Origin of the sequence: Paenibacillus sp. PK1-4R (assembly GCF_030369595.1) — a bacterium.
Taxonomy (GTDB): domain Bacteria; phylum Bacillota; class Bacilli; order Paenibacillales; family Paenibacillaceae; genus Paenibacillus.
The window spans coordinates 134,667-155,160 of record NZ_CP126535.1 but is presented as its reverse complement, the minus strand read 5'-3'; the positions used below and the strand labels follow the sequence as shown (position 1 = coordinate 155,160).

Genomic DNA, 20,494 nt, shown 5'->3' with positions numbered 1-20,494 from the left:
GCTTCTTTATTTTGTCTCTTACTCTTACTTTTGCTTCTGCTTTGTATGTTTCTCATCTATGTTTCCAAAACATTAATTTATCCCCGAAAGCTTCCCGCCGAAATTTCATTGGATACCGGAATGACCTGCTGAAGTGCATCACACAAAGCCTGGATTCGTGCATTTTTCATCCGATAACTTACCCGATTGGCGATAAGGCGGCTGGTGATGTCCAGAATACCCGTCATTTCCACCAATCCGTTCTCGCGCAGTGTCTGACCTGTTTCCACCAGATCGACGATCCGGTCTGCCAGACCAATCAAAGGCGCAAGCTCAATGGAACCATTCAGCTTGATCACCTCGACCTGCTGCCCCTGCTCCCGGAAATACTGTGAAGCAATCCTTGGATACTTCGTCGCAACACGTTGCTGTATGCCTGGCTTCCAGTCTGGAAGTCCGATCACAGACATACGGCACTGGGCAATTCCCAGGTTCAACAGTTCGTACACGTCCCGATTTTCCTCTAGCAGCACGTCTTTACCAACAATTCCGATATCGGCAACACCGTACTCCACATATGTTGGAACATCTACTGGCTTCGCCATAATGAATTCCATTCCCGCTTCCGGTACTTCGATGACCAATCTGCGTGTATCATCCACGTCTTCTGGAATATCCAGCCCCGCTTCACGAAACAATTTGGAGGCTTTTTTATAGATTCGGCCCTTCGGCATGGCCACCTTCAGAATATCCGACATCTCAGCGTCCTCCTTCTTCAGATCCGTAAGTAATAACCTGCTCAGCCTGAGCGGTTCTTGCTTCAACCGATACGGCACTTGCCCCAGCCCCGTCTTCAGGAAGAAGGAGTGTCACTACATTTTGTCCCATACTGCGTAATCTTGCCGCTTCTGTTAATGCCTCGGCCCGACGTTTCGGGGTATATTGGATAAGTACCGGTTTTTTCTCTTCAATGGTAATGCCATGAACACCATCAATAATACGGTTCGTTTTCAAAGCAAATCCTGTAGCTGGCAATGAACGACCAAACTGTTGTAACAGATTATCATACCGTCCACCGCTACATACCGGAGATCCTAGTTCGGCTGCATACCCTTCAAAGGTCATGCCAGTATAATAGGAGAAATCACCGATCATCGTCAGATCAATCAGTACATGTTCGGATACACCGTACGCTTCCAACACTTCGAATACCGCACACAGATGCGCAATCGACTGTGCTGCTTCAGCACTTGAACTTAGCTCTACCGCATGTGTGCATACTTCCTTACCACCGCGCAGACGAAGGATCGCTTCAAGCTGTTCTTTCAGCTTAGGCTCCAGATTCAATGCTTCAATCGACTGACGATAGCCGACATAATCACGTCCGAGCAACCCTTCCTTCAATTGCTCCTGCTCCGCTGTCTGGCCTGGAATCACTTCCTCCAGTAATCCGTTCAGGAATCCCATATGACCCATCGCTATTTTAAAAGAAGACACGCCCGCTGCCTGCAAAGAGGCAATCGCAAGCGCAACAACTTCTGCATCCGCCTCAGGTGAGTCGTCTCCAACCAGCTCCACGCCCGTCTGGAAAAATTCAGCCTCACGCCCAGCTTCCTCTTCAATGGAACGAAATACGCTCGCATGATAGGACAGACGCAGCGGCAACTGCTCATCTTTAAGCATCGATGAAACTACGCGTGCAATTGGAGCCGTTAGATCCGATCTGAGTACCAGCGTGGTTCCCCGGCTGTTTAGCAATTTAAATAATTTGCGATCTGATGTAGAGCTTGCTACACCGACCGTGTCGTAGTATTCAATCGTTGGTGTGATGATCTGACGGTAACCCCAGCGTTCCATACATTCCAGTACATTGCGTTCAATCGTCCGCAGCTTGGATACTACATGTGGTGTATAGTCGCGGAATCCGGTCGGTTTTTCAAAACCTTTTGGTTTGGACATTGGTAATATTCACCCCGAGTCAGTAGTTTAAGAGTCGCACTCGTTCTATTTCAACAGGATTTATGTAGTGTAAATCCCCATTCTATCTTATAAACTTGAATCACAGTATTATCGCATAAGCCTTCAAACTATTGGTTTAGTTCAATCTTTATCATGCTTCATTTCTCCAAGAATGCTTTCACATGGTAAAGTGCTAACAAACTAAAGGATATGGGATATGATAACATGAAATCCGCACTACCGTCAACAATACCCAAGCTTGATTGCCCTTGGATCGACATATCGTTTTATATACACACCGTTACGCTCACCAATCGGTATTTATATACGAAAAAAGCTGCCATAAGCAGCTTTTTACTTCAACCATCTTCATTCATTACTTTATTGCCTTAATGCACACTACCCTGAGAAGAATCATCCGTGTTAAAGACAGTCTCTTCCGTAGAAGCTGCCGCACGGGATAAATCACGCAGTGGATTACCTCCAACAAAAGCTCCTGGGGCAACATCCTTATGTACGACAGCTCCAGCAGCCACAACGGCTCCATCTCCTATGGTTACCCCGGGCAGAATCGTTGTGTTAGCACCAATCAGTACATTTTCCCCGATAATCACCTCACCGAGCCTGTACTCCTTAATGAGATACTCATGAGCGAGAATCGTTGTGTTGTAACCGATGACCGAGTTTTCGCCGACCGTTATTTTCTCCGGAAAAAACACATCCACCATCACCATCAGGCCAAAGGCCGTGTGTTTTCCCACCTTCATGCCGAGCATTCGGCGGTAAATCCAGTTCTTCACCGATAGAATCGGACAGTAGCGTGACAACTGGATCCAGATAAAATTACGAACGCCCTTCCACGGACTCACTGTCTTGTAGATATGCCAAAGTGCATTCTGGTCCTCTACCGGATAGCGGGTTACTTTTCTCATGAACGTCCCGTTTCAATACGGATGAGTTTCAACAAGTCTCTCATGTCATGCAACATATGGTCGGGTCCATATCCGTTCAGGATCGTTTCTCCTTTAAGAGACCATGCAACCCCCGCCGATAGAGCGCCCGCATTCTGTGCCGATTGGATATCCACCGGACTATCACCCACCATTAACGTTTTGGCAGGATCTGCACCCAGTTCCGTCATGGCTTTCAGTACCGGTTCAGCATGTGGCTTCGGATTCGTTACATCGGTCACTGTTACAATCGTCTTCATATATTTCAGTAGGTCAAAACGTTCTAGTACCTTTAGTGTAGATGGACGAATTTTGGTTGTGACTACACCCATCACAATGCCAGCCTGATGCAGCGCCTCTACTACCTCAATAACATGCGGAAAAGGTCTAACCATTGCTTCATGATGGATATCATTATAAGCACGGTAACCTTTCACGTACTCGGAGACTTCCTCCTGGCCAGAGAAGGTGCGCATCTGCTGCTCCAGTGTTCCACCCATATGTGGAATAATCTGTTCACGTGTCCATGGCGCTGAATGATCCCATCCCCCCATGACATGCTGGAATGAGCTGATAATCAACTCATTGGTATCAATAATCGTTCCGTCCAGATCAAACAATACCGTGTCAATCATGTTGCATTACTCCTTTTTATCATCAACTTGCTTTGGATCATCTTTGGCTGGAGGTGTTACCTTATTCTCTTTGCCAGCAACTGTTCCCGTATGCTCCATATCATCTGAGGTAACTTTGGACGATACAATCGGATCACTATAACGAACATCTGCTTTACCTGTCACTCTTCTCACCACAATGAATACAACAGCAACAATAATGATACCAATCGCGAGCAGTTGCGAGATTCTTACATTACCATAAGCAGGATCCAGATATCCTTGTTCAAAGCCCATTGCAGTCATTGGAGACCACAGCCCGTTCACTAATGAAGCGACCCATTGCGGAGCTTGGAAGCCAAGACTGTCCGTACGTAGAGCTTCAATGAAGAAACGACCGATAGAGTACCAGATGAAATAAGACATGAACAGTTCACCTGAACGCAGAAACTTCTGACGACGCAGAACCAAGAGCAAGACCAGACCAACGAGACTCCACATCGATTCATACAAAAATGCAGGATGGTGGAATACGCCTTCTACGTTCATTTGATTCACAATAAAGTCCGGCAGATGAAGCTTGTCTCTCAAAAATGATTCTTCTACAGGACCGCCGTAGGCTTCCTGGTTCACAAAGTTCCCCCAGCGTCCGATCAACTGTCCAACGAGCAGTCCAGGCGCACAAATATCGGCCATACGCCAGAAGTTATACCCTTTACGACGGAAGAAAATAACTGCACAGATGATTGCACCAATAAGGGCACCATAGATGGCAATACCACCATTCCATATTTTAAAGACATCCCAGAAATTATCCTTATAATCTTCCCACTTAAATGCGACGTAGTAGATGCGGGCACCAATGATGGCAGAAGGCACACCCAGCAGGACCATGTCCATGAACACTTCCTGTGGAATATTGTATCGTTTGCCCTCCCGGATCACGAGCAGTAATCCTATAAGCGCCGCGGCACCAAGAATAAGCCCGTACCAGTGAACCTTTAACGCTCCAATAGAGAACGCAATCGGGTTCAACAGTAATAATGTATCCATTCATTCACACTCCTATTTATTCAATCAATCGCACGCATGACGAATGGTTGGCATACACTGCGCCTTAAGAGAAGCAGTACATGTCAACCATTTATCTTCATTTCCTTGTATAAAATATTTCTTAATCCATGTCTTCCATATCTTCCGAGATGGTTGCTGTCAGCTTGTTAGTGAATTGCAGTGCAGCATTCAGACCCATCTGTTTCAGACGATAGTTCATACCTGCCACTTCAATAATAACCGCCAAGTTCCGTCCCGGACGAACAGGAATCGTAACAAGAGGTACATCCGTATCAATGATACGTGTAGTCTCTTCATCCAGACCCAGACGATCATATTGTTTATCCTGCTGCCATGCTTCAAGACGTACAACCAAGGTTATCCGTTTGTTATTCCGAACCGCACCAGCTCCGAACAATGTCATGACGTTGATAATACCGACACCTCGAATCTCGAGCAAGTGGCGGATCAATTCAGGTGCAGTACCGTGCAGCTGAAAATCTGACGTTTGGCGGATCTCTACCGCATCATCGGCAATCAGTCGGTGTCCACGTTTCACCAGTTCAAGTGCTGTTTCACTCTTACCAATACCGCTACTACCTGTGATCAGCATACCTACGCCATAGACATCACAAAGTACACCGTGAATGGTTGCTGTTGGTGCCAATTTCTTTTCCAGGAATCCCGTAATCCGGCTGGATAAAATCGTTGTAGCCATGTTGCTGCGAAGTACAGCCAAATTCTGTTCTTCACTGATATCAATCAGCTCTTGCGGAACTTCCAGTCCACGCGTCACAACGATACAAGGCGTCTCTTCCGTACAAAGACGTTGCATACGATCGCGCCGCTCTTGCTCAGGTAACATTGCAAAGAAAGCTAACTCCGTTCTTCCAAGTAGCTGGACCCGTTCTTGTGGATGGTATTCAAAATAACCGGCCATTTCCAAACCAGGACGGTTCAGGTCATCTACCGTAATGACTCTTTTCAATCCGTGAGATCCAGAAACAACCTCCAACTGAAATTGCTGCACGAGTTCAGATACTTTCACTTTTTTCGCCATTTGTCTCTTCCTTTCAGCATTAGCTGTCCCTCTATGTACATCAGATCGTGTATCAGTTATTTCCATTATTAGCGTATTCACAACATGGGTACAACCTGCATACCCTTCCAACAGTCGATTCTCTCAAATATATGAAGACAGACCTTCAAATAATCTTAAATGAATTCCGGGATGAATGCAATCGCAGCCTCCGACAACCAATAGTAAGAAAAGTCTTCTGATCGAAGCACCTTCTAGGATATTACATTCGTAGTTTAGCGGCTGTTTTTCTTGCGGTTATTAATCCTTCAACTCCGCCGAAACTTATAGCTCCAATAATCTTAAAAAAGCCCCTTCCAGCAATAACGGAAGGGGCTCTCATTACAATGTATAATTGCATTAACTGTCAGGTTCCATCGTCACCGAGGAATCCCAGTAATATTAGTCTTGAAGAAGTACGTTCACTTCAGTCTCTTTGTCAAAGATATGAACCTTGTTCATGTCGATGGCCATTTTAACTGTGGAACCATCACGAGTGTTAGAACGTCCGTCTACACGTGCGATTGTTGTATCGTTACCAACACCGCTCAAGTAGAGGAGCATTTCGTGACCCAGGTTCTCTGTAACATCTACGTGTGTAGAGAATACGGAGTTCGGGGATGCTTCCAGGAATACTGGCTCTTCGTGAATGTCTTCTGGACGAACACCCAGAATCACTTCTTTGCCAATGTATCCTCTAGATTTCAACACTTGTGCTTTACCTTGCGGGATTTCAACGTCCACGCCTGGAGCTACGAAGTGCAGGTTAGCACCTTGCTCAGCAAGTTTACCCGAGATAAAGTTCATTGTCGGGGAACCGATGAAACCAGCTACGAACAGGTTAGCCGGCAGGTTATACAACTCTTCCGGAGAAGCTGCTTGTTGGATGATACCATCCTTCATAACAACGATCCGATCACCCATCGTCATAGCTTCGATCTGGTCATGCGTTACGTAGATAACAGTTGTTTCCAAACGTTTCGCAAGTTTAGTGATCTCTGCACGCATTTGACCACGCAGTTTGGCATCCAAGTTGGAGAGAGGCTCATCCATCAAGAACACTTGTGGATCACGGACAATCGCACGTCCCAAAGCGACACGTTGACGTTGACCACCGGACAATGCCTTAGGTTTACGCTCAAGCAAATGCTCGATATCCAGGATTTTAGCTGCTTCACGTACACGTTTGTCGATCTCATCTTTTTTAACCTTACGCAACTTCAAACCAAACGCCATGTTTTGATATACGCTCATATGCGGATACAAGGCATAGGATTGGAATACCATCGCGATATCGCGGTCTTTAGGTGCAACATCATTAACGACACGGTCACCGATATAGAGTTTACCTTCAGAAATTTCCTCAAGGCCTGCGATCATACGAAGTGTTGTTGATTTACCACAACCGGACGGACCTACCAGTACCAGAAATTCTTTATCTTTAATGTCCAGGTTAATGTCAACTACAGTTGCTTTATCAGAACCCGGGTATTTTTTGAAAATATGCTCTAAACGTACTCCAGCCATGATTGTTGCCTCCTCAGAGATCATTTTGTAATCGAATACAATTTGTATTTTTATAATACCCTATCAACGTGAGGTTTGACTATTCGCAAACTGCACAAAAATATCAATGCTTTTTCGTCACTTTGTACATTAGTAGTAAAAACTGCACTAGAACAGCACTTTCGAAGTGCCTCACATCATAGCCTATCTCCTGTTTGATCTTATCCAGACGGTATACCAACGTATTACGATGAATGAAAAGTCGTTTCGCTGTCTCGCTGACATTACAGTCAAGGCTAAAAAAAGTCTCCAGCGTAGCAAGTGTCTCACTGTCATTGAAGATTAACGTGTCTTTGCCAGTTTCCTTTATAAAACGTATACGTTGATCATCTGGAATGCTCGCTACCAACCGTTCCAGATGCAGATCCCATGGGAGATGAATATGCTGCGTAACATGGAATGCTCTCCCTAAGTGAACACTTTCTCTAAGAAGAGTTGTGACCGATACAAGTTGTTGTGCAGGAATACATGGCAGAGATGCAGACAGATGGAACACCCCAGCCCACTCACTGGCAACCAATTCATGCAACCCCAGACAAAAAGCGTTCAGTGAATCCTTTTTGGCCTCCGTTGTATCTTCCTCGGCTTCTTCTGTAACAATTTCTTTATCACCCATGAAAATCCACTCTTGCTCCCCCAAAGGAATCAAGACAATTTCCTCGCCAAAGTAACTCTCAAGCAACTTGTTGAGTTCCTTGGATCGTAAACGATGTGCATCCGGTGTATCCCCTTGCAGCAAAAACAGAATTTTCTCAGCATTCAATCCTGCAGACACCACAAAGCGATCAGGAACCGTTTCAGATTCCTGCTTGGTTGGTTCTTCGATCTGCTCTTTAAGCCAGAGACCCAATTCAGTCAAATACTGCTCCCTATCATTCTCATATACAACAGGTTGTACCTCATCGGGTAGAGCCGTGTTAGTACGGATTAAAAGCTCAATCAATTGTCGTGTTTCCACGGTAATTGATTTTGCAGGGCATCCCCAACACACAACAGTCTCTTCTTGCTCATTCATCCGAACCTTAAAAAATATACGCTTTCCCGTATTCAGACTGATCACATCGGATGAAATTGGAGTTGCAGATTGATCAGATACCTCCTGACGCTCACCTTTATGACCAACGGTCTCTGAATTTTCATGATTACCAACCAGATTGGCAACGGATTGCATCCATTCTTCTATTGTAATTTCATATTCGTCCAAAGTTGTGCCTATAATGACTTCAATTTGCTGTTTTAGATCAGGTATGAGCTTCATATAATGAACGTCACCACTCTGCATGTTTTCTATTAGTTTATCATATCTTGCCCAGCATTAATAAATATCCATATTGAGCTAAAATCACATAACAAAAAAGAGCGACTAATCAAATTAATGATTAATCACTCTTTTCTTAAAGATGAGTCATGAAGGGCTCGAACCTTCGACACCCTGATTAAAAGTCAGGTGCTCTACCAACTGAGCTAATGACTCATAAAACTGGTGGAGGATGATGGATTCGAACCACCGAACCCGTACGGGAGCAGATTTACAGTCTGATGCGTTTGGCCACTTCGCTAATCCTCCAGGGATTAAAGGTGGCTCGGGACGGAATCGAACCGCCGACACGAGGATTTTCAGTCCTCTGCTCTACCGACTGAGCTACCGAGCCATATTTAATTTTTAGGATTAATGGCGGAACCGACGGGATTCGAACCCGCGATCTCCTGCGTGACAGGCAGGCATGTTAGGCCAACTACACCACGGTTCCAGGCATTAATGGTGCCGGCGAGAGGACTTGAACCCCCAACCTACTGATTACAAGTCAGTTGCTCTACCAGTTGAGCTACACCGGCGTATATGGTGGAGGCTGAGGGGATCGAACCCCCGACCCTCTGCTTGTAAGGCAGATGCTCTCCCAGCTGAGCTAAGCCTCCTGGGTAATATGGTAGCGGCGGAGGGGATCGAACCCCCGACCTTACGGGTATGAACCGTACGCTCTAGCCAGCTGAGCTACACCGCCATATTAATTGTGTCTTGATTGCTTGTCCATCTTTACCTAAAGATGGCGGAGAGAGAGGGATTCGAACCCTCGCACCGCTTACGCAGTCTAACCCCTTAGCAGAGGGTCCCCTTATAGCCACTTGGGTATCTCTCCAAATAACAATCATCAACATCATTCAAGGATTGCTCCCTGAAAACTAGATTCGAAACGAAACATGCGAATTACAACTTGCTATTGGATAAGCCCTCGACCGATTAGTACTGGTCAGCTCCATGCATTGCTGCACTTCCACCCCCAGCCTATCTACCTCGTCGTCTTCAAGGGGTCTTACATACTGGGAAATCTCATCTTGAGGGGGGCTTCACGCTTAGATGCTTTCAGCGTTTATCCCGTCCGTACATAGCTACCCAGCGGTGCTCCTGGCGGAACAACTGGTACACCAGCGGTACGTCCATCCCGGTCCTCTCGTACTAAGGACAGCTCCTCTCAAATTTCCTACGCCCACGACAGATAGGGACCGAACTGTCTCACGACGTTCTGAACCCAGCTCGCGTACCGCTTTAATGGGCGAACAGCCCAACCCTTGGGACCTACTTCAGCCCCAGGATGCGATGAGCCGACATCGAGGTGCCAAACCTCCCCGTCGATGTGGACTCTTGGGGGAGATAAGCCTGTTATCCCCAGGGTAGCTTTTATCCGTTGAGCGATGGCCCTTCCATGCGGTACCACCGGATCACTAAGCCCGACTTTCGTCCCTGCTCGACTTGTAGGTCTCGCAGTCAAGCTCCCTTATGCCTTTGCACTCTTCGAATGATTTCCAACCATTCTGAGGGAACCTTTGGGCGCCTCCGTTACTCTTTAGGAGGCGACCGCCCCAGTCAAACTGCCCACCTGACACTGTCCCCGCACCGGATTACGGTACCAGGTTAGAACCTAGATACGATCAGGGTGGTATCCCAACGTTGCCTCCACGCAAGCTGGCGCTCACGTTTCAAAGGCTCCCACCTATCCTGTACAGATCGTACCCAAATTCAATATCAAGCTGCAGTAAAGCTCCATGGGGTCTTTCCGTCTTGTCGCGGGTAACCTGCATCTTCACAGGTATTAAAATTTCACCGGATCTCTCGTTGAGACAGCGCCCAAGTCGTTACGCCATTCGTGCGGGTCAGAATTTACCTGACAAGGAATTTCGCTACCTTAGGACCGTTATAGTTACGGCCGCCGTTTACTGGGGCTTCGGTTCACAGCTTCGGGATTGCTCCCTAACCACTCCCCTTAACCTTCCAGCACCGGGCAGGCGTCAGCCCGTATACTTCGCCTTACGGCTTCGCACAGACCTGTGTTTTTGCTAAACAGTCGCTTGGGCCTTTTCACTGCGGCCCCCTCGTGCTATTCACACTACCGGGGCACCCCTTCTCCCGAAGTTACGGGGTCATTTTGCCGAGTTCCTTAACGAGAGTTCTTCCGCGCGCCTTAGAATACTCTTCTCGCCTACCTGTGTCGGTTTGCGGTACGGGCACCTTCACCTGGCTAGAGGCTTTTCTTGGCAGTGTGAGATCATGACCTTCGCTACTACAATTTTCGCTCCCCATCACAGCTCAGCCTTACAATGTGCGGATTTGCCTACACATCAGCCTTACTGCTTAGACGGACATCCATCAGTCCGCGTCACTACCCTACTGCGTCCCCCCATTGCTCATAACGGCTTACGGTGGTACAGGAATTTCGACCTGTTGTCCTTCGACTACGCCTTTCGGCCTCGCCTTAGGTCCCGACTTACCCTGAGCGGACGAGCCTTCCTCAGGAACCCTTAGGCTTTCGGCGGATCAGATTCTCACTGATCTTTTCGTTACTCATACCGGCATTCTCACTTGTATAATGTCCAGCGCTCCTTACGGTACACCTTCAACCCTTATACAACGCTCCCCTACCCCTGATGCAAAGCATCAAGCCATAGCTTCGGTGGTGTGTTTAGCCCCGTTACATTTTCGGCGCAGAGTCACTCGACCAGTGAGCTATTACGCACTCTTTCAATGGTGGCTGCTTCTAAGCCAACATCCTGGTTGTCTGTGCAACTCCACATCCTTTCCCACTTAACACACACTTGGGGACCTTAGCTGATGGTCTGGGCTGTTTCCCTTTTGACAATGGATCTTAGCACTCACTGTCTGACTCCCGGAAGTAAGTCTATGGCATTCGGAGTTTGACTGAGCTTGGTAACCCTTGCGGGCCCCGCACCCAATCAGTGCTCTACCTCCACGACTCTGTTTTCCGAGGCTAGCCCTAAAGCTATTTCGGGGAGAACCAGCTATCTCCGAGTTCGATTGGAATTTCTCCGCTACCCCCACCTCATCCCCGCATTTTTCAACATGCGTGGGTTCGGGCCTCCAGTGCGTGTTACCGCACCTTCACCCTGGACAGGGGTAGATCACCCGGTTTCGGGTCTACGTCCACGTACTACATCGCCCTATTCAGACTCGCTTTCGCTGCGGCTCCGGCTCTTCACCTTAACCTTGCACGGGAACGTAACTCGCCGGTTCATTCTACAAAAGGCACGCCATCACCCCTAAAACGGGCTCTGACTTTTTGTAAGCACACGGTTTCAGGTTCTATTTCACTCCCCTTCCGGGGTGCTTTTCACCTTTCCCTCACGGTACTGCTTCACTATCGGTCGCTAGGAAGTATTTAGCCTTGGCAGATGGTCCTGCCGGATTCATACGGGGTTTCACGTGCCCCGCACTACTCGGGATCCGTCTCGGAGGGAACAGACTTTCAACTACAGGGCTTTTACCTTCTTTGGCGGGCCTTTCCAGACCTCTTCGCTTAACCGGTTCCTTTGTAACTCCATGTGAGACGTCCCACAACCCCAAAGAGCAAGCTCTTTGGTTTGGGCTTCTCCGCGTTCGCTCGCCGCTACTGACGGAATCACTATTGTTTTCTCTTCCTCAGGGTACTTAGATGTTTCAGTTCCCCTGGTATGCCTCTACATAACCTATGTATTCAGTTATGAGTAACTGGAAATTACCCCAGCTGGGTTTCCCCATTCGGACACCCCCGGATCAAAGCTTGCTTACAGCTCCCCGAGGCAGTTTCGTTGTTCGCCACGTCCTTCATCGGCTCCTAGCGCCTAGGCATCCTCCGTGTGCTCTTAGTAGCTTAACCAATTGCTCAATATGAGCAATAGCAATCTACCGTTTTTATTGAAACTTGTTTGCACAAGTTCAGCTAAAAAGGAATGTTCTAATTCGCGTTTGTTTCGTTTCGATATCTAGTTTTCAAAGAACAAACTTGTAAAACATTTTTGGTGGAGCCAAGCGGGATCGAACCGCTGACCTCCTGCTTGCAAGGCAGGCGCTCTCCCAGCTGAGCTATGGCCCCATATAAAGTTTAAAGGTATAGATGGTGGGCCCTGGTGGACTCGAACCACCGGCCTCACCCTTATCAGAGGTGCGCTCTAACCAACTGAGCTAAGGGCCCACAATATATATACTATTTGAACCCAAAATGGGTTACGCTTGGCGGCGTTCTACTCTCCCAGGACCCTGCGGTCCAAGTACCATTGACGCTGAAGGGCTTAACGGTCGTGTTCGGGATGGGAACGTGTGGAACCCCTTCGCTATCGCCACCAAACGTTTGAGAGTTTGAGCTCTCAAAACTGAGCAACGAGTGAGTAACTAGCCGACCTGGCTAGATTTTGTATTTGAATGTTTCCGTTGCAGGAAACAATTCTCCATAGAAAGGAGGTGATCCAGCCGCACCTTCCGATACGGCTACCTTGTTACGACTTCACCCCAATCATCTATCCCACCTTCGGCGGCTGGCTCCTTGCGGTTACCCCACCGACTTCGGGTGTTATAAACTCTCGTGGTGTGACGGGCGGTGTGTACAAGACCCGGGAACGTATTCACCGCGGCATGCTGATCCGCGATTACTAGCAATTCCGACTTCATGCAGGCGAGTTGCAGCCTGCAATCCGAACTGAGACCGGCTTTGTTGGGATTGGCTCCATCTCGCGATTTCGCAGCCCGTTGTACCGGCCATTGTAGTACGTGTGTAGCCCAGGTCATAAGGGGCATGATGATTTGACGTCATCCCCACCTTCCTCCGGTTTGTCACCGGCAGTCTATCTAGAGTGCCCACCCGAAGTGCTGGCAACTAAATATAAGGGTTGCGCTCGTTGCGGGACTTAACCCAACATCTCACGACACGAGCTGACGACAACCATGCACCACCTGTCTCCTCTGTCCCGAAGGAAAGGTACATCTCTGTACCGGTCAGAGGGATGTCAAGACCTGGTAAGGTTCTTCGCGTTGCTTCGAATTAAACCACATACTCCACTGCTTGTGCGGGTCCCCGTCAATTCCTTTGAGTTTCAGTCTTGCGACCGTACTCCCCAGGCGGAGTGCTTAATGTGTTAACTTCGGCACCAAGGGTATCGAAACCCCTAACACCTAGCACTCATCGTTTACGGCGTGGACTACCAGGGTATCTAATCCTGTTTGCTCCCCACGCTTTCGCGCCTCAGCGTCAGTTACAGCCCAGAGAGTCGCCTTCGCCACTGGTGTTCCTCCACATATCTACGCATTTCACCGCTACACGTGGAATTCCACTCTCCTCTTCTGCACTCAAGTCACCCAGTTTCCAGTGCGATCCGGGGTTGAGCCCCGGGATTAAACACCAGACTTAAATGACCGCCTGCGCGCGCTTTACGCCCAATAATTCCGGACAACGCTTGCCCCCTACGTATTACCGCGGCTGCTGGCACGTAGTTAGCCGGGGCTTTCTTCTCAGGTACCGTCACCTTGAGAGCAGTTACTCTCCCAAGCGTTCTTCCCTGGCAACAGAGCTTTACGATCCGAAAACCTTCATCACTCACGCGGCATTGCTCCGTCAGGCTTTCGCCCATTGCGGAAGATTCCCTACTGCTGCCTCCCGTAGGAGTCTGGGCCGTGTCTCAGTCCCAGTGTGGCCGATCACCCTCTCAGGTCGGCTACGCATCGTCGCCTTGGTGAGCCGTTACCCCACCAACTAGCTAATGCGCCGCAGGCCCATCCCCAAGTGACAGATTGCTCCGTCTTTCCAGTTTCCTTCAGGCGAAGAAAACAACTATTCGGTATTAGCTACCGTTTCCGGTAGTTGTCCCAAACTTGAGGGCAGGTTGCCTACGTGTTACTCACCCGTCCGCCGCTAACCATCCGAGAAGCAAGCTTCTCATCAAGTCCGCTCGACTTGCATGTATTAGGCATGCCGCCAGCGTTCGTCCTGAGCCAGGATCAAACTCTCCAATAAAGTATTAAAAAGAGCGATAAGCTCATTTTGAATCTGACGAGATTAAAAATCTCATTTGTGCTCCAGTCGATCCAAGCCAAGGCTTGTTTCAAACTTTTGCGTTCATTCTGCAAGCAGAATGTTTACTCACTCGTTGTTCAGTTTTCAAAGATCAAACTCGTTTTTTCGTCACCATTTTCTCTCAGCGGCGACTTTTATAATATATCATACTTCGTTTGTTTTGGTCAAGTGTTTTTTTGAAATTCTTTTTCGAAGTTCGTAATGAACTCCTTCATTTCATCTAAAGCATCCAACCAAGCAAGCAAAGCAACGAGATATAATGTACCATATAAATATCCCGCGAGTCAACTATCCGAACAAAGAAATTTTCAACCCTAATAACAACCCCACACCTGGCAATCCCAAAACAGTTACAGTTCCTATCGTTGCAGGGTTCAGCGGGATGTAGGTTCCTGTAATCCAGCCGGAATAATTCACGATATATATCCCTACTGCAGCCAGCACCAGATGAATTCCGAATGACGTAAAAAACGATAAGCCTATCCGCTTTCTGAATAAAACAACGATAAGCCCCAGTAATGATATAACCAATACACTTCCCAGTATGATACTCTTCATATGTTACACCTCCGTATTTAATGTAAACGCGACTACATACTAATCCCTCGCTGTGATGTAACATCATCATTCGCTCTGGCTCGCTTCGCTCTTCTCAAGTGGATCTGGTACTTCCGCTCAGCTGCCTCCAATACATAAATGGCATAATCAATCTCATCCTGCCCCTGTGCATCTTCAAACTGTCTCATAGCCCGTTCCCATTCCTGCTTAGCCAACTGAATATCTGCATAGATCTGATCCGCCTCAAGTTCCTTCAACATTCTGTTGTGTTTCTCTACCGAGTTCCGTGTATTTCGCCACAAAAACATAAACTCTCCCCCCTCCTGATCAACACAGCTATTCTCATACTTATCAGGGAAAGGACAAACTTAGAACTTGGGCATTCATTTTCTTCACAAAAAAAGAGAGCCCTAAGGCTCTCTTTACACATCGAAACTTATTTAGCATCCGAAGTTTCCAAGGAAGTCCGCTACGTAATACAAATTGATCACACTAACGCATCTCCCTGCGCCCTTCCAATGCTTTGGAAAGGGTCACTTCATCCGCATACTCAAGATCGCCACCTACAGGCAATCCATGCGCAATCCGGGTCACACTGATCTCAAACGGACGCACCAACCGGGAGATGTACATCGCTGTAGCCTCACCCTCAATATTGGGGTTTGTCGCTAAGATGATCTCTTTTATACGTTCATCACTTAGTCGAACCAGGAGTTCCTTCAACCGAATATCGTCTGGGCCAATTCCCTCCATAGGTGAAATCGCGCCCTGTAACACATGATAGTATCCATCAAATTCCTTGGTGCGCTCCATGGCCACCAGATCTTTCGAATCCTGAACTACACAGATTACAGAGACATCCCTGGACTTATCCTGACAGATGCGACACGGGTCCGTATCAGTGATATTACAACATACAGAACAGTAATGAAGATTACGCTTCACACTTACGAGCGCTTTGGCAAAATCGATAACGTCATCTTCCTTCATGTTAAGCACATGAAAAGCTAAACGCGCTGCCGTCTTGGGACCCACACCCGGCAACCGGGTGAAGGCATCAATCAGCTTGGCTATTGGTTCGGGATAATACAATCGATTGTGTCTCCTTTGACAGGATCAATTTTTAATTAAAATAATCCCGGAATATTCATGCCGCCTGTGAACTTGCCCATATCCTTGTTGGCAATCTCATCGGCTTTGGCCATTGCATCATTAACAGCTGTCATAACGAGATCCTGCAACATTTCAACATCTTCCGGATCTACCGCTTCAGGTTTGATCGTGATAGCAAGCAATTTCTTGTGTCCGTTAACTTCAGCCGTCACTACACCGCCACCAGAAGTACCTTGGACTGTTTTGTCCGCCAGTTCCTCTTGTGCTTTCAGCATTTGCTCCTGCATTTTCTTCACTTGTTTCATCATTTGGTTCATGTTGTTCATAATTGTTCATCTCCTTTGTTATGGTTATCGCGCTATGCGCATTATTCTTTGATCACTACAAGGTCCTCACCAAAGAGCTGGATGGCTTCATCAATCCAAGGCTGTTTGTTGCCTGAACCGCCGTCTTCATGCTCAGGTTCAAGCTTAAAGTCCTCCTTTGGCGCTTCAGAAGCTCCCTCCATTGCTCCGGTCCAATCTTTGAGCATCATCGTCACCAATCGTGCAGGACGCCCAAGCTGTTCGGACAACACCCGCTCAATGACTTCACGGTTGGCCTGCTTTTCCGTTGTTTCACGGTGAATGTTGTTTTTAAAAGCAACCAACACATTGTCCTCAAGCAATGATACCGGCTCACCATCCACAAACCAGGCGTGAACGGTAACCCGCTCTTCCTTCACTCGTTGCAGGATCTGACTCCATTTTTTGCTGATCTCCGCGAACTCAGGGGCTCCCTTGCGCGCAACATACTGATCCAACTGTGCAGGAAGCTTCGCAGGCGAGTTGCCTCTCGATACAGGGGCCCTTGTTGCCGGACGAGATGGAGCACTCGATGCACCTTCTCCACCAGACAAACCACTTTTCAGTGCACGATCCAACTTCTTCTCCAACTCAGCAAGCTGCTGCTTCAAGCGGTTGATCTCTCCCCCATCGGCAGGTGCTGCATGAGCTGAAGCTCCCACCTGAACAGAAGCCTCACCTTGAGCTGGAATACTACACAGTTTAAGCAATGCAACTTCGAATAATGTCTGTGGTTGTACTGCATATTTCATTTCACTCTGGTACCGATTAAGGGTGTCGATCATGTGGAACAGTTGTTCCCTGGTGAATGACTCCGCCATATCACGGAAAGACTCCGGATTAAGTACCCGGTCCGTCAGTTTATCTGCATCAGGTACCATCTTAATCATAAGCAAATCACGGAAATAATACAGTAAATTCTCCATGCACTTGTCTGCACTCTTTCCTTCATGCATGAAACCTTCAATCATCTGCAAAATATGACCAACATCACCCTTAAGCAGCGAAGCAGCGAGTTTGGCAAATTGCTCTGAAGCAATTCCACCCGTCATGTCCATAACCTGCTGGTACGTTACTCGTCCATCCGTAAATGAAGAGATCTGATCCAGCACACTAAGTGCATCCCTCATTCCACCGTCCGATAAACGGGCAATGTATTGGAGCGCATCCTGGTCAGCTTCCATGCCTTCCTGTTCACAGATCAGTGTAAGTCTTGCTGTCTGCTCTTCCAGGGATACCCGGCGAAAATCAAATCGCTGACAGCGCGATATAATGGTAGCCGGAAGGCGGTGTGGTTCCGTTGTTGCCAAAATAAACATCACATGTGGCGGTGGCTCTTCCAATGTTTTGAGCAAAGCATTGAATGCCTCCGTTGTCAGCATGTGCACTTCATCAATAATATAGACTTTCTGCCGGACTTCGGTTGGTGCATATTTAACCTTTTCCCGAAGATCACGAATTTCTTCAACGCCCCGATTGGATGCAGCATCAATCTCCTGCACATCCATCACAGCGCCAGTCGTAATTCTGCGGCAAGCTTCACACTCGTTACAAGGTTCAGGCGCAGGCCCACGTTCGCAGTTCACAGCTTTGGCCAAAATCTTGGCGGCACTTGTCTTTCCCGTTCCTCTGGGCCCGCTAAATAAGTAGGCATGGGAAGTCCGCTGTTCACGAATCGCGTTCTGCAAGGTCTGAATAATATGCTGTTGCCCCACCATATCTTGAAACGACTGGGGACGCCAAGCCCGGTATAACGCGATATGCTCCATGATGCGTTACCTTCCTTCCACTTCGCATTCGAGTCCTTTGTCGTTCCCCTATTATACTATATTCTAGGGTGAATCCAAACTTTATCTGACTCATTCATGCGTGGTTTATTAAGACATATCAAAAAGACCTCTGCATACATACAACTGCAAAGGTCTCTACATTTAAATGGTAAGCCGTGCACCTGCTATCGATATTTGCGATCCAAGTGGCACCCCTGAACAATAGCTCGGGCTAGGCAACCCTCCGGCACAAGAGTGATCTCACTTATGGCTGCTTCCTTCCGGACCTGACCAGGTTCATGAGTACTCATTGCGGAGGACCCAACCGTCAACACCACGTTTAGGGACCAAACCTCACATCGGCAAAACCTCTAGCAGGAATTCAACCTCGCTATAGCGGATTGCGAGTTACAGGGCACCGCTACCTCCCCATCTAGCACGGTAAGAAATAGTATAACGTAAGGTTATCCAAATTGCAACCAGAGGAACGTGAATGCGATTATGCTTACATATAACATATAAAAATAACATATAAAAACCCCTGCCAGATCAGCAGGGGTGTGTTGGATGCAATTAGCAGACAACTCCAAGAATTGTCCAAATTAGATTCCGTATTTCTTTTTGAAACGATCAACACGGCCGCCAGCATCGATAAACTTCTGTTTACCTGTGAAGAACGGGTGGCACGCGGAGCAAATCTCTACACGAAGTCCGTCTTTAACCGAACCTGTCTCAAAAGTATTCCCGCAAGCGCAAGATACTTGACCAATCGTGTAATTAGGATGAATTGCTTCTTTCATTACCTTTCACCTCTTTCCGCCCTGAGCCTCAAGCGGACCCAGAGTAAATGGCACAACCCTGAGATTATAACACGGCCTTGTGCCTGTTGCAATCCATTATTGTTAAGAGGTAATCAACCGTTTTGGACGTGCCATTCCATCGGGTGGAACATGGGTGTACGATCCGATCACAACATCAGGCAATTCGTCTTCAAAAATCTCAATCATCTGCTTCATGCCCAGGATATCACCTTGAGCAGGAGGAATTAATTCCAGATAGCTCTCTGGATCAATATTGAGATTACGCATCTGAATCAAGCGTAGATCGGTTCTTCTCGCAAACTCAATCATCGCCTCAATCTCTTCTTCACGATCTGTTACGCCTGGGAAGATCAGATAGTTAATGGACGTGTATACACCCTGCTGCGCTGCGTATTTCATTGATTTCTCAACATTGGCTAAGGTATAACCACGCGGTTTATAGTAGGCGTTATAGTGGTCATCCAGTGCGCTAATTGTACTTACGCGCATCAGATCCAATCCAGCATCTACAATACCTCTAATGTGATCGTTCAGACCGGCATTGGTATTAATGTTGATATACCCCATGTCGGTTACGGAACGCACTTCGCGAATCGCTTCAATAATCAGCTTGGCCTGCGTGGAAGGCTCCCCTTCACAACCTTGTCCAAAGCTAATAATGGACTCTGGCGTCTTCAGGTGTTCCAGCATAACCTCAACAATCTCATCCACACGTGGTCGGAAGTTCATACGTGTCTGCGGGGAAACAAAGCCGCTATCATCCGGTTGCTCGGAGATACACCCGAAGCAGCCCGCATTGCAAGAATAGGATACCGGCACTCCACCTTCCCAACGATTCAGGAACGTGTTCGACGAAGTTAGACATTCATATCCGAGCGCACAATTGGACAGATGGGTATAAAGACGGTTCTCGGGATATTGCTCTGTCAACCGTTTAACCCCGGAACGTACATCATCCCGATCACAGTTCAGCGGGTTCCACTGGTCAGGACTATCCGACTTCGCAGCCGTGACATAGAAACCGCCATCTTTCCAAACTACTGCGGAATAGCCGAATAACGGCAATTTATACTCTTTATCCGTCTTCACATAACCAGGGAGACACAAACGAGTGAATCCCTGTGGAAGCAACGCACCTACAGCCTGTGTGTCCGTTGGCATTGGCAACATCTCGCCGGTATCCGGGTCCATACCAATGGGCCGGGTGCTCGGGAGTCCAACCAACGTTGCACCCTCTGGCAAAGGGATGAGTTCGTCTTCCATAATCTCAACGATCATATCTCCACTGCGGGCAAGCCCGTACAGGGAAGGATGATCAAATACATTACCTTTTTCATCTGCGTATACTAAATACAT

At 47.7% G+C, this 20,494-nt stretch carries 15 protein-coding genes, 10 tRNA genes, 3 rRNA genes and 1 other RNA gene; all 29 read right to left on the bottom strand.

What is annotated here, in order from left to right; translation table 11 throughout:
* Positions 1-77: 77 nt before the first annotated feature.
* The gene (gene hisG / locus QNO02_RS00765; protein ID WP_249913702.1) at positions 78-737 is read right to left on the bottom strand and encodes an ATP phosphoribosyltransferase; all 660 of its coding nucleotides are present in this window, start codon (positions 735-737) and stop codon (positions 78-80) included.
* Position 738: 1 nt separating this feature from the next.
* Positions 739-1,938: an ATP phosphoribosyltransferase regulatory subunit gene (locus QNO02_RS00760; RefSeq protein WP_289390824.1), complete on the bottom strand. Its 1,200-nt coding sequence runs from the start codon at positions 1,936-1,938 to the stop codon at positions 739-741.
* 389 nt (positions 1,939-2,327) lie between these two features.
* Positions 2,328-2,870: an acyltransferase gene (locus QNO02_RS00755; protein ID WP_036616162.1), complete on the bottom strand. Its 543-nt coding sequence runs from the start codon at positions 2,868-2,870 to the stop codon at positions 2,328-2,330.
* Positions 2,867-3,523, bottom strand: coding sequence for a pyrophosphatase PpaX (gene ppaX, locus QNO02_RS00750; RefSeq protein WP_091038612.1), 657 nt, complete (start codon positions 3,521-3,523; stop codon positions 2,867-2,869). Before ppaX ends, QNO02_RS00755 begins: the two co-directional genes overlap by 4 nt.
* A gap of 6 nt (positions 3,524-3,529) precedes the next feature.
* Entirely contained in the window at positions 3,530-4,555 is a 1,026-nt protein-coding gene (gene lgt, locus QNO02_RS00745) for a prolipoprotein diacylglyceryl transferase (protein ID WP_091038611.1), read from the bottom strand.
* A 121-nt stretch (positions 4,556-4,676) separates the two neighbouring features.
* Positions 4,677-5,615, bottom strand: a complete 939-nt coding sequence (gene hprK / locus QNO02_RS00740) for an HPr(Ser) kinase/phosphatase (protein ID WP_017691278.1) — start codon at positions 5,613-5,615, stop codon at positions 4,677-4,679.
* A gap of 420 nt (positions 5,616-6,035) precedes the next feature.
* The gene (locus QNO02_RS00735; RefSeq protein WP_062837775.1) at positions 6,036-7,160 is read right to left on the bottom strand and encodes an ABC transporter ATP-binding protein; all 1,125 of its coding nucleotides are present in this window, start codon (positions 7,158-7,160) and stop codon (positions 6,036-6,038) included.
* A gap of 103 nt (positions 7,161-7,263) precedes the next feature.
* Positions 7,264-8,457, bottom strand: coding sequence for a PucR family transcriptional regulator (locus QNO02_RS00730; protein ID WP_289390823.1), 1,194 nt, complete (start codon positions 8,455-8,457; stop codon positions 7,264-7,266).
* Positions 8,458-8,600: 143 nt separating this feature from the next.
* Positions 8,601-8,673: transfer RNA gene (locus QNO02_RS00725), tRNA-Lys, on the bottom strand.
* A gap of 7 nt (positions 8,674-8,680) precedes the next feature.
* A tRNA-Tyr gene (locus tag QNO02_RS00720) sits at positions 8,681-8,766 on the bottom strand.
* 12 nt (positions 8,767-8,778) lie between these two features.
* Positions 8,779-8,851: transfer RNA gene (locus QNO02_RS00715), tRNA-Phe, on the bottom strand.
* Positions 8,852-8,872: 21 nt separating this feature from the next.
* Positions 8,873-8,950 (bottom strand) — tRNA-Asp (locus QNO02_RS00710).
* A 9-nt stretch (positions 8,951-8,959) separates the two neighbouring features.
* Positions 8,960-9,035 (bottom strand) — tRNA-Thr (locus QNO02_RS00705).
* A 5-nt stretch (positions 9,036-9,040) separates the two neighbouring features.
* Positions 9,041-9,116: transfer RNA gene (locus tag QNO02_RS00700), tRNA-Val, on the bottom strand.
* Between the two features lie 9 nt (positions 9,117-9,125).
* Positions 9,126-9,202, bottom strand: a tRNA-Met gene (locus QNO02_RS00695).
* A gap of 43 nt (positions 9,203-9,245) precedes the next feature.
* Positions 9,246-9,337 (bottom strand) — tRNA-Ser (locus QNO02_RS00690).
* A gap of 81 nt (positions 9,338-9,418) precedes the next feature.
* Positions 9,419-12,346 (bottom strand): 23S ribosomal RNA (locus QNO02_RS00685).
* 140 nt (positions 12,347-12,486) lie between these two features.
* A tRNA-Ala gene (locus tag QNO02_RS00680) sits at positions 12,487-12,562 on the bottom strand.
* Between the two features lie 22 nt (positions 12,563-12,584).
* A tRNA-Ile gene (locus tag QNO02_RS00675) sits at positions 12,585-12,661 on the bottom strand.
* A 36-nt stretch (positions 12,662-12,697) separates the two neighbouring features.
* A 5S ribosomal RNA gene (gene rrf, locus QNO02_RS00670) occupies positions 12,698-12,814 on the bottom strand.
* Positions 12,815-12,920: 106 nt separating this feature from the next.
* Positions 12,921-14,473 (bottom strand): 16S ribosomal RNA (locus tag QNO02_RS00665).
* The 16S, 23S and 5S rRNA genes sit together here with 10 tRNA genes alongside, the layout of an rRNA operon.
* A gap of 348 nt (positions 14,474-14,821) precedes the next feature.
* Positions 14,822-15,091 (bottom strand): pro-sigmaK processing inhibitor BofA family protein, encoded by a 270-nt coding sequence (locus tag QNO02_RS00660; protein ID WP_074092952.1) that lies wholly within the window; start codon positions 15,089-15,091, stop codon positions 14,822-14,824.
* A 32-nt stretch (positions 15,092-15,123) separates the two neighbouring features.
* Positions 15,124-15,351: a DUF2508 family protein gene (locus tag QNO02_RS00655; protein WP_091039252.1), complete on the bottom strand. Its 228-nt coding sequence runs from the start codon at positions 15,349-15,351 to the stop codon at positions 15,124-15,126.
* A gap of 232 nt (positions 15,352-15,583) precedes the next feature.
* Entirely contained in the window at positions 15,584-16,183 is a 600-nt protein-coding gene (recR, locus tag QNO02_RS00650; RefSeq protein ID WP_036607246.1) for a recombination mediator RecR, read from the bottom strand.
* 35 nt (positions 16,184-16,218) lie between these two features.
* Positions 16,219-16,530 carry a YbaB/EbfC family nucleoid-associated protein gene (locus QNO02_RS00645; RefSeq protein ID WP_036607248.1) on the bottom strand — a complete coding sequence of 104 codons (312 nt, stop codon included), beginning with the start codon at positions 16,528-16,530 and terminating at the stop codon, positions 16,219-16,221.
* A gap of 41 nt (positions 16,531-16,571) precedes the next feature.
* On the bottom strand, positions 16,572-18,317 hold the full coding sequence (gene dnaX, locus QNO02_RS00640; protein ID WP_091039188.1) for a DNA polymerase III subunit gamma/tau: 1,746 nt from the start codon (positions 18,315-18,317) through the stop codon (positions 16,572-16,574).
* A 174-nt stretch (positions 18,318-18,491) separates the two neighbouring features.
* An RNA gene (gene ffs, locus QNO02_RS00635) (signal recognition particle sRNA large type) lies at positions 18,492-18,759 on the bottom strand.
* A 160-nt stretch (positions 18,760-18,919) separates the two neighbouring features.
* Positions 18,920-19,117, bottom strand: coding sequence for a 50S ribosomal protein L31 (gene rpmE / locus QNO02_RS00630; RefSeq protein WP_036607255.1), 198 nt, complete (start codon positions 19,115-19,117; stop codon positions 18,920-18,922).
* 102 nt (positions 19,118-19,219) lie between these two features.
* Entirely contained in the window at positions 19,220-20,494 is a 1,275-nt protein-coding gene (locus tag QNO02_RS00625) for a radical SAM family protein (protein ID WP_289390822.1), read from the bottom strand.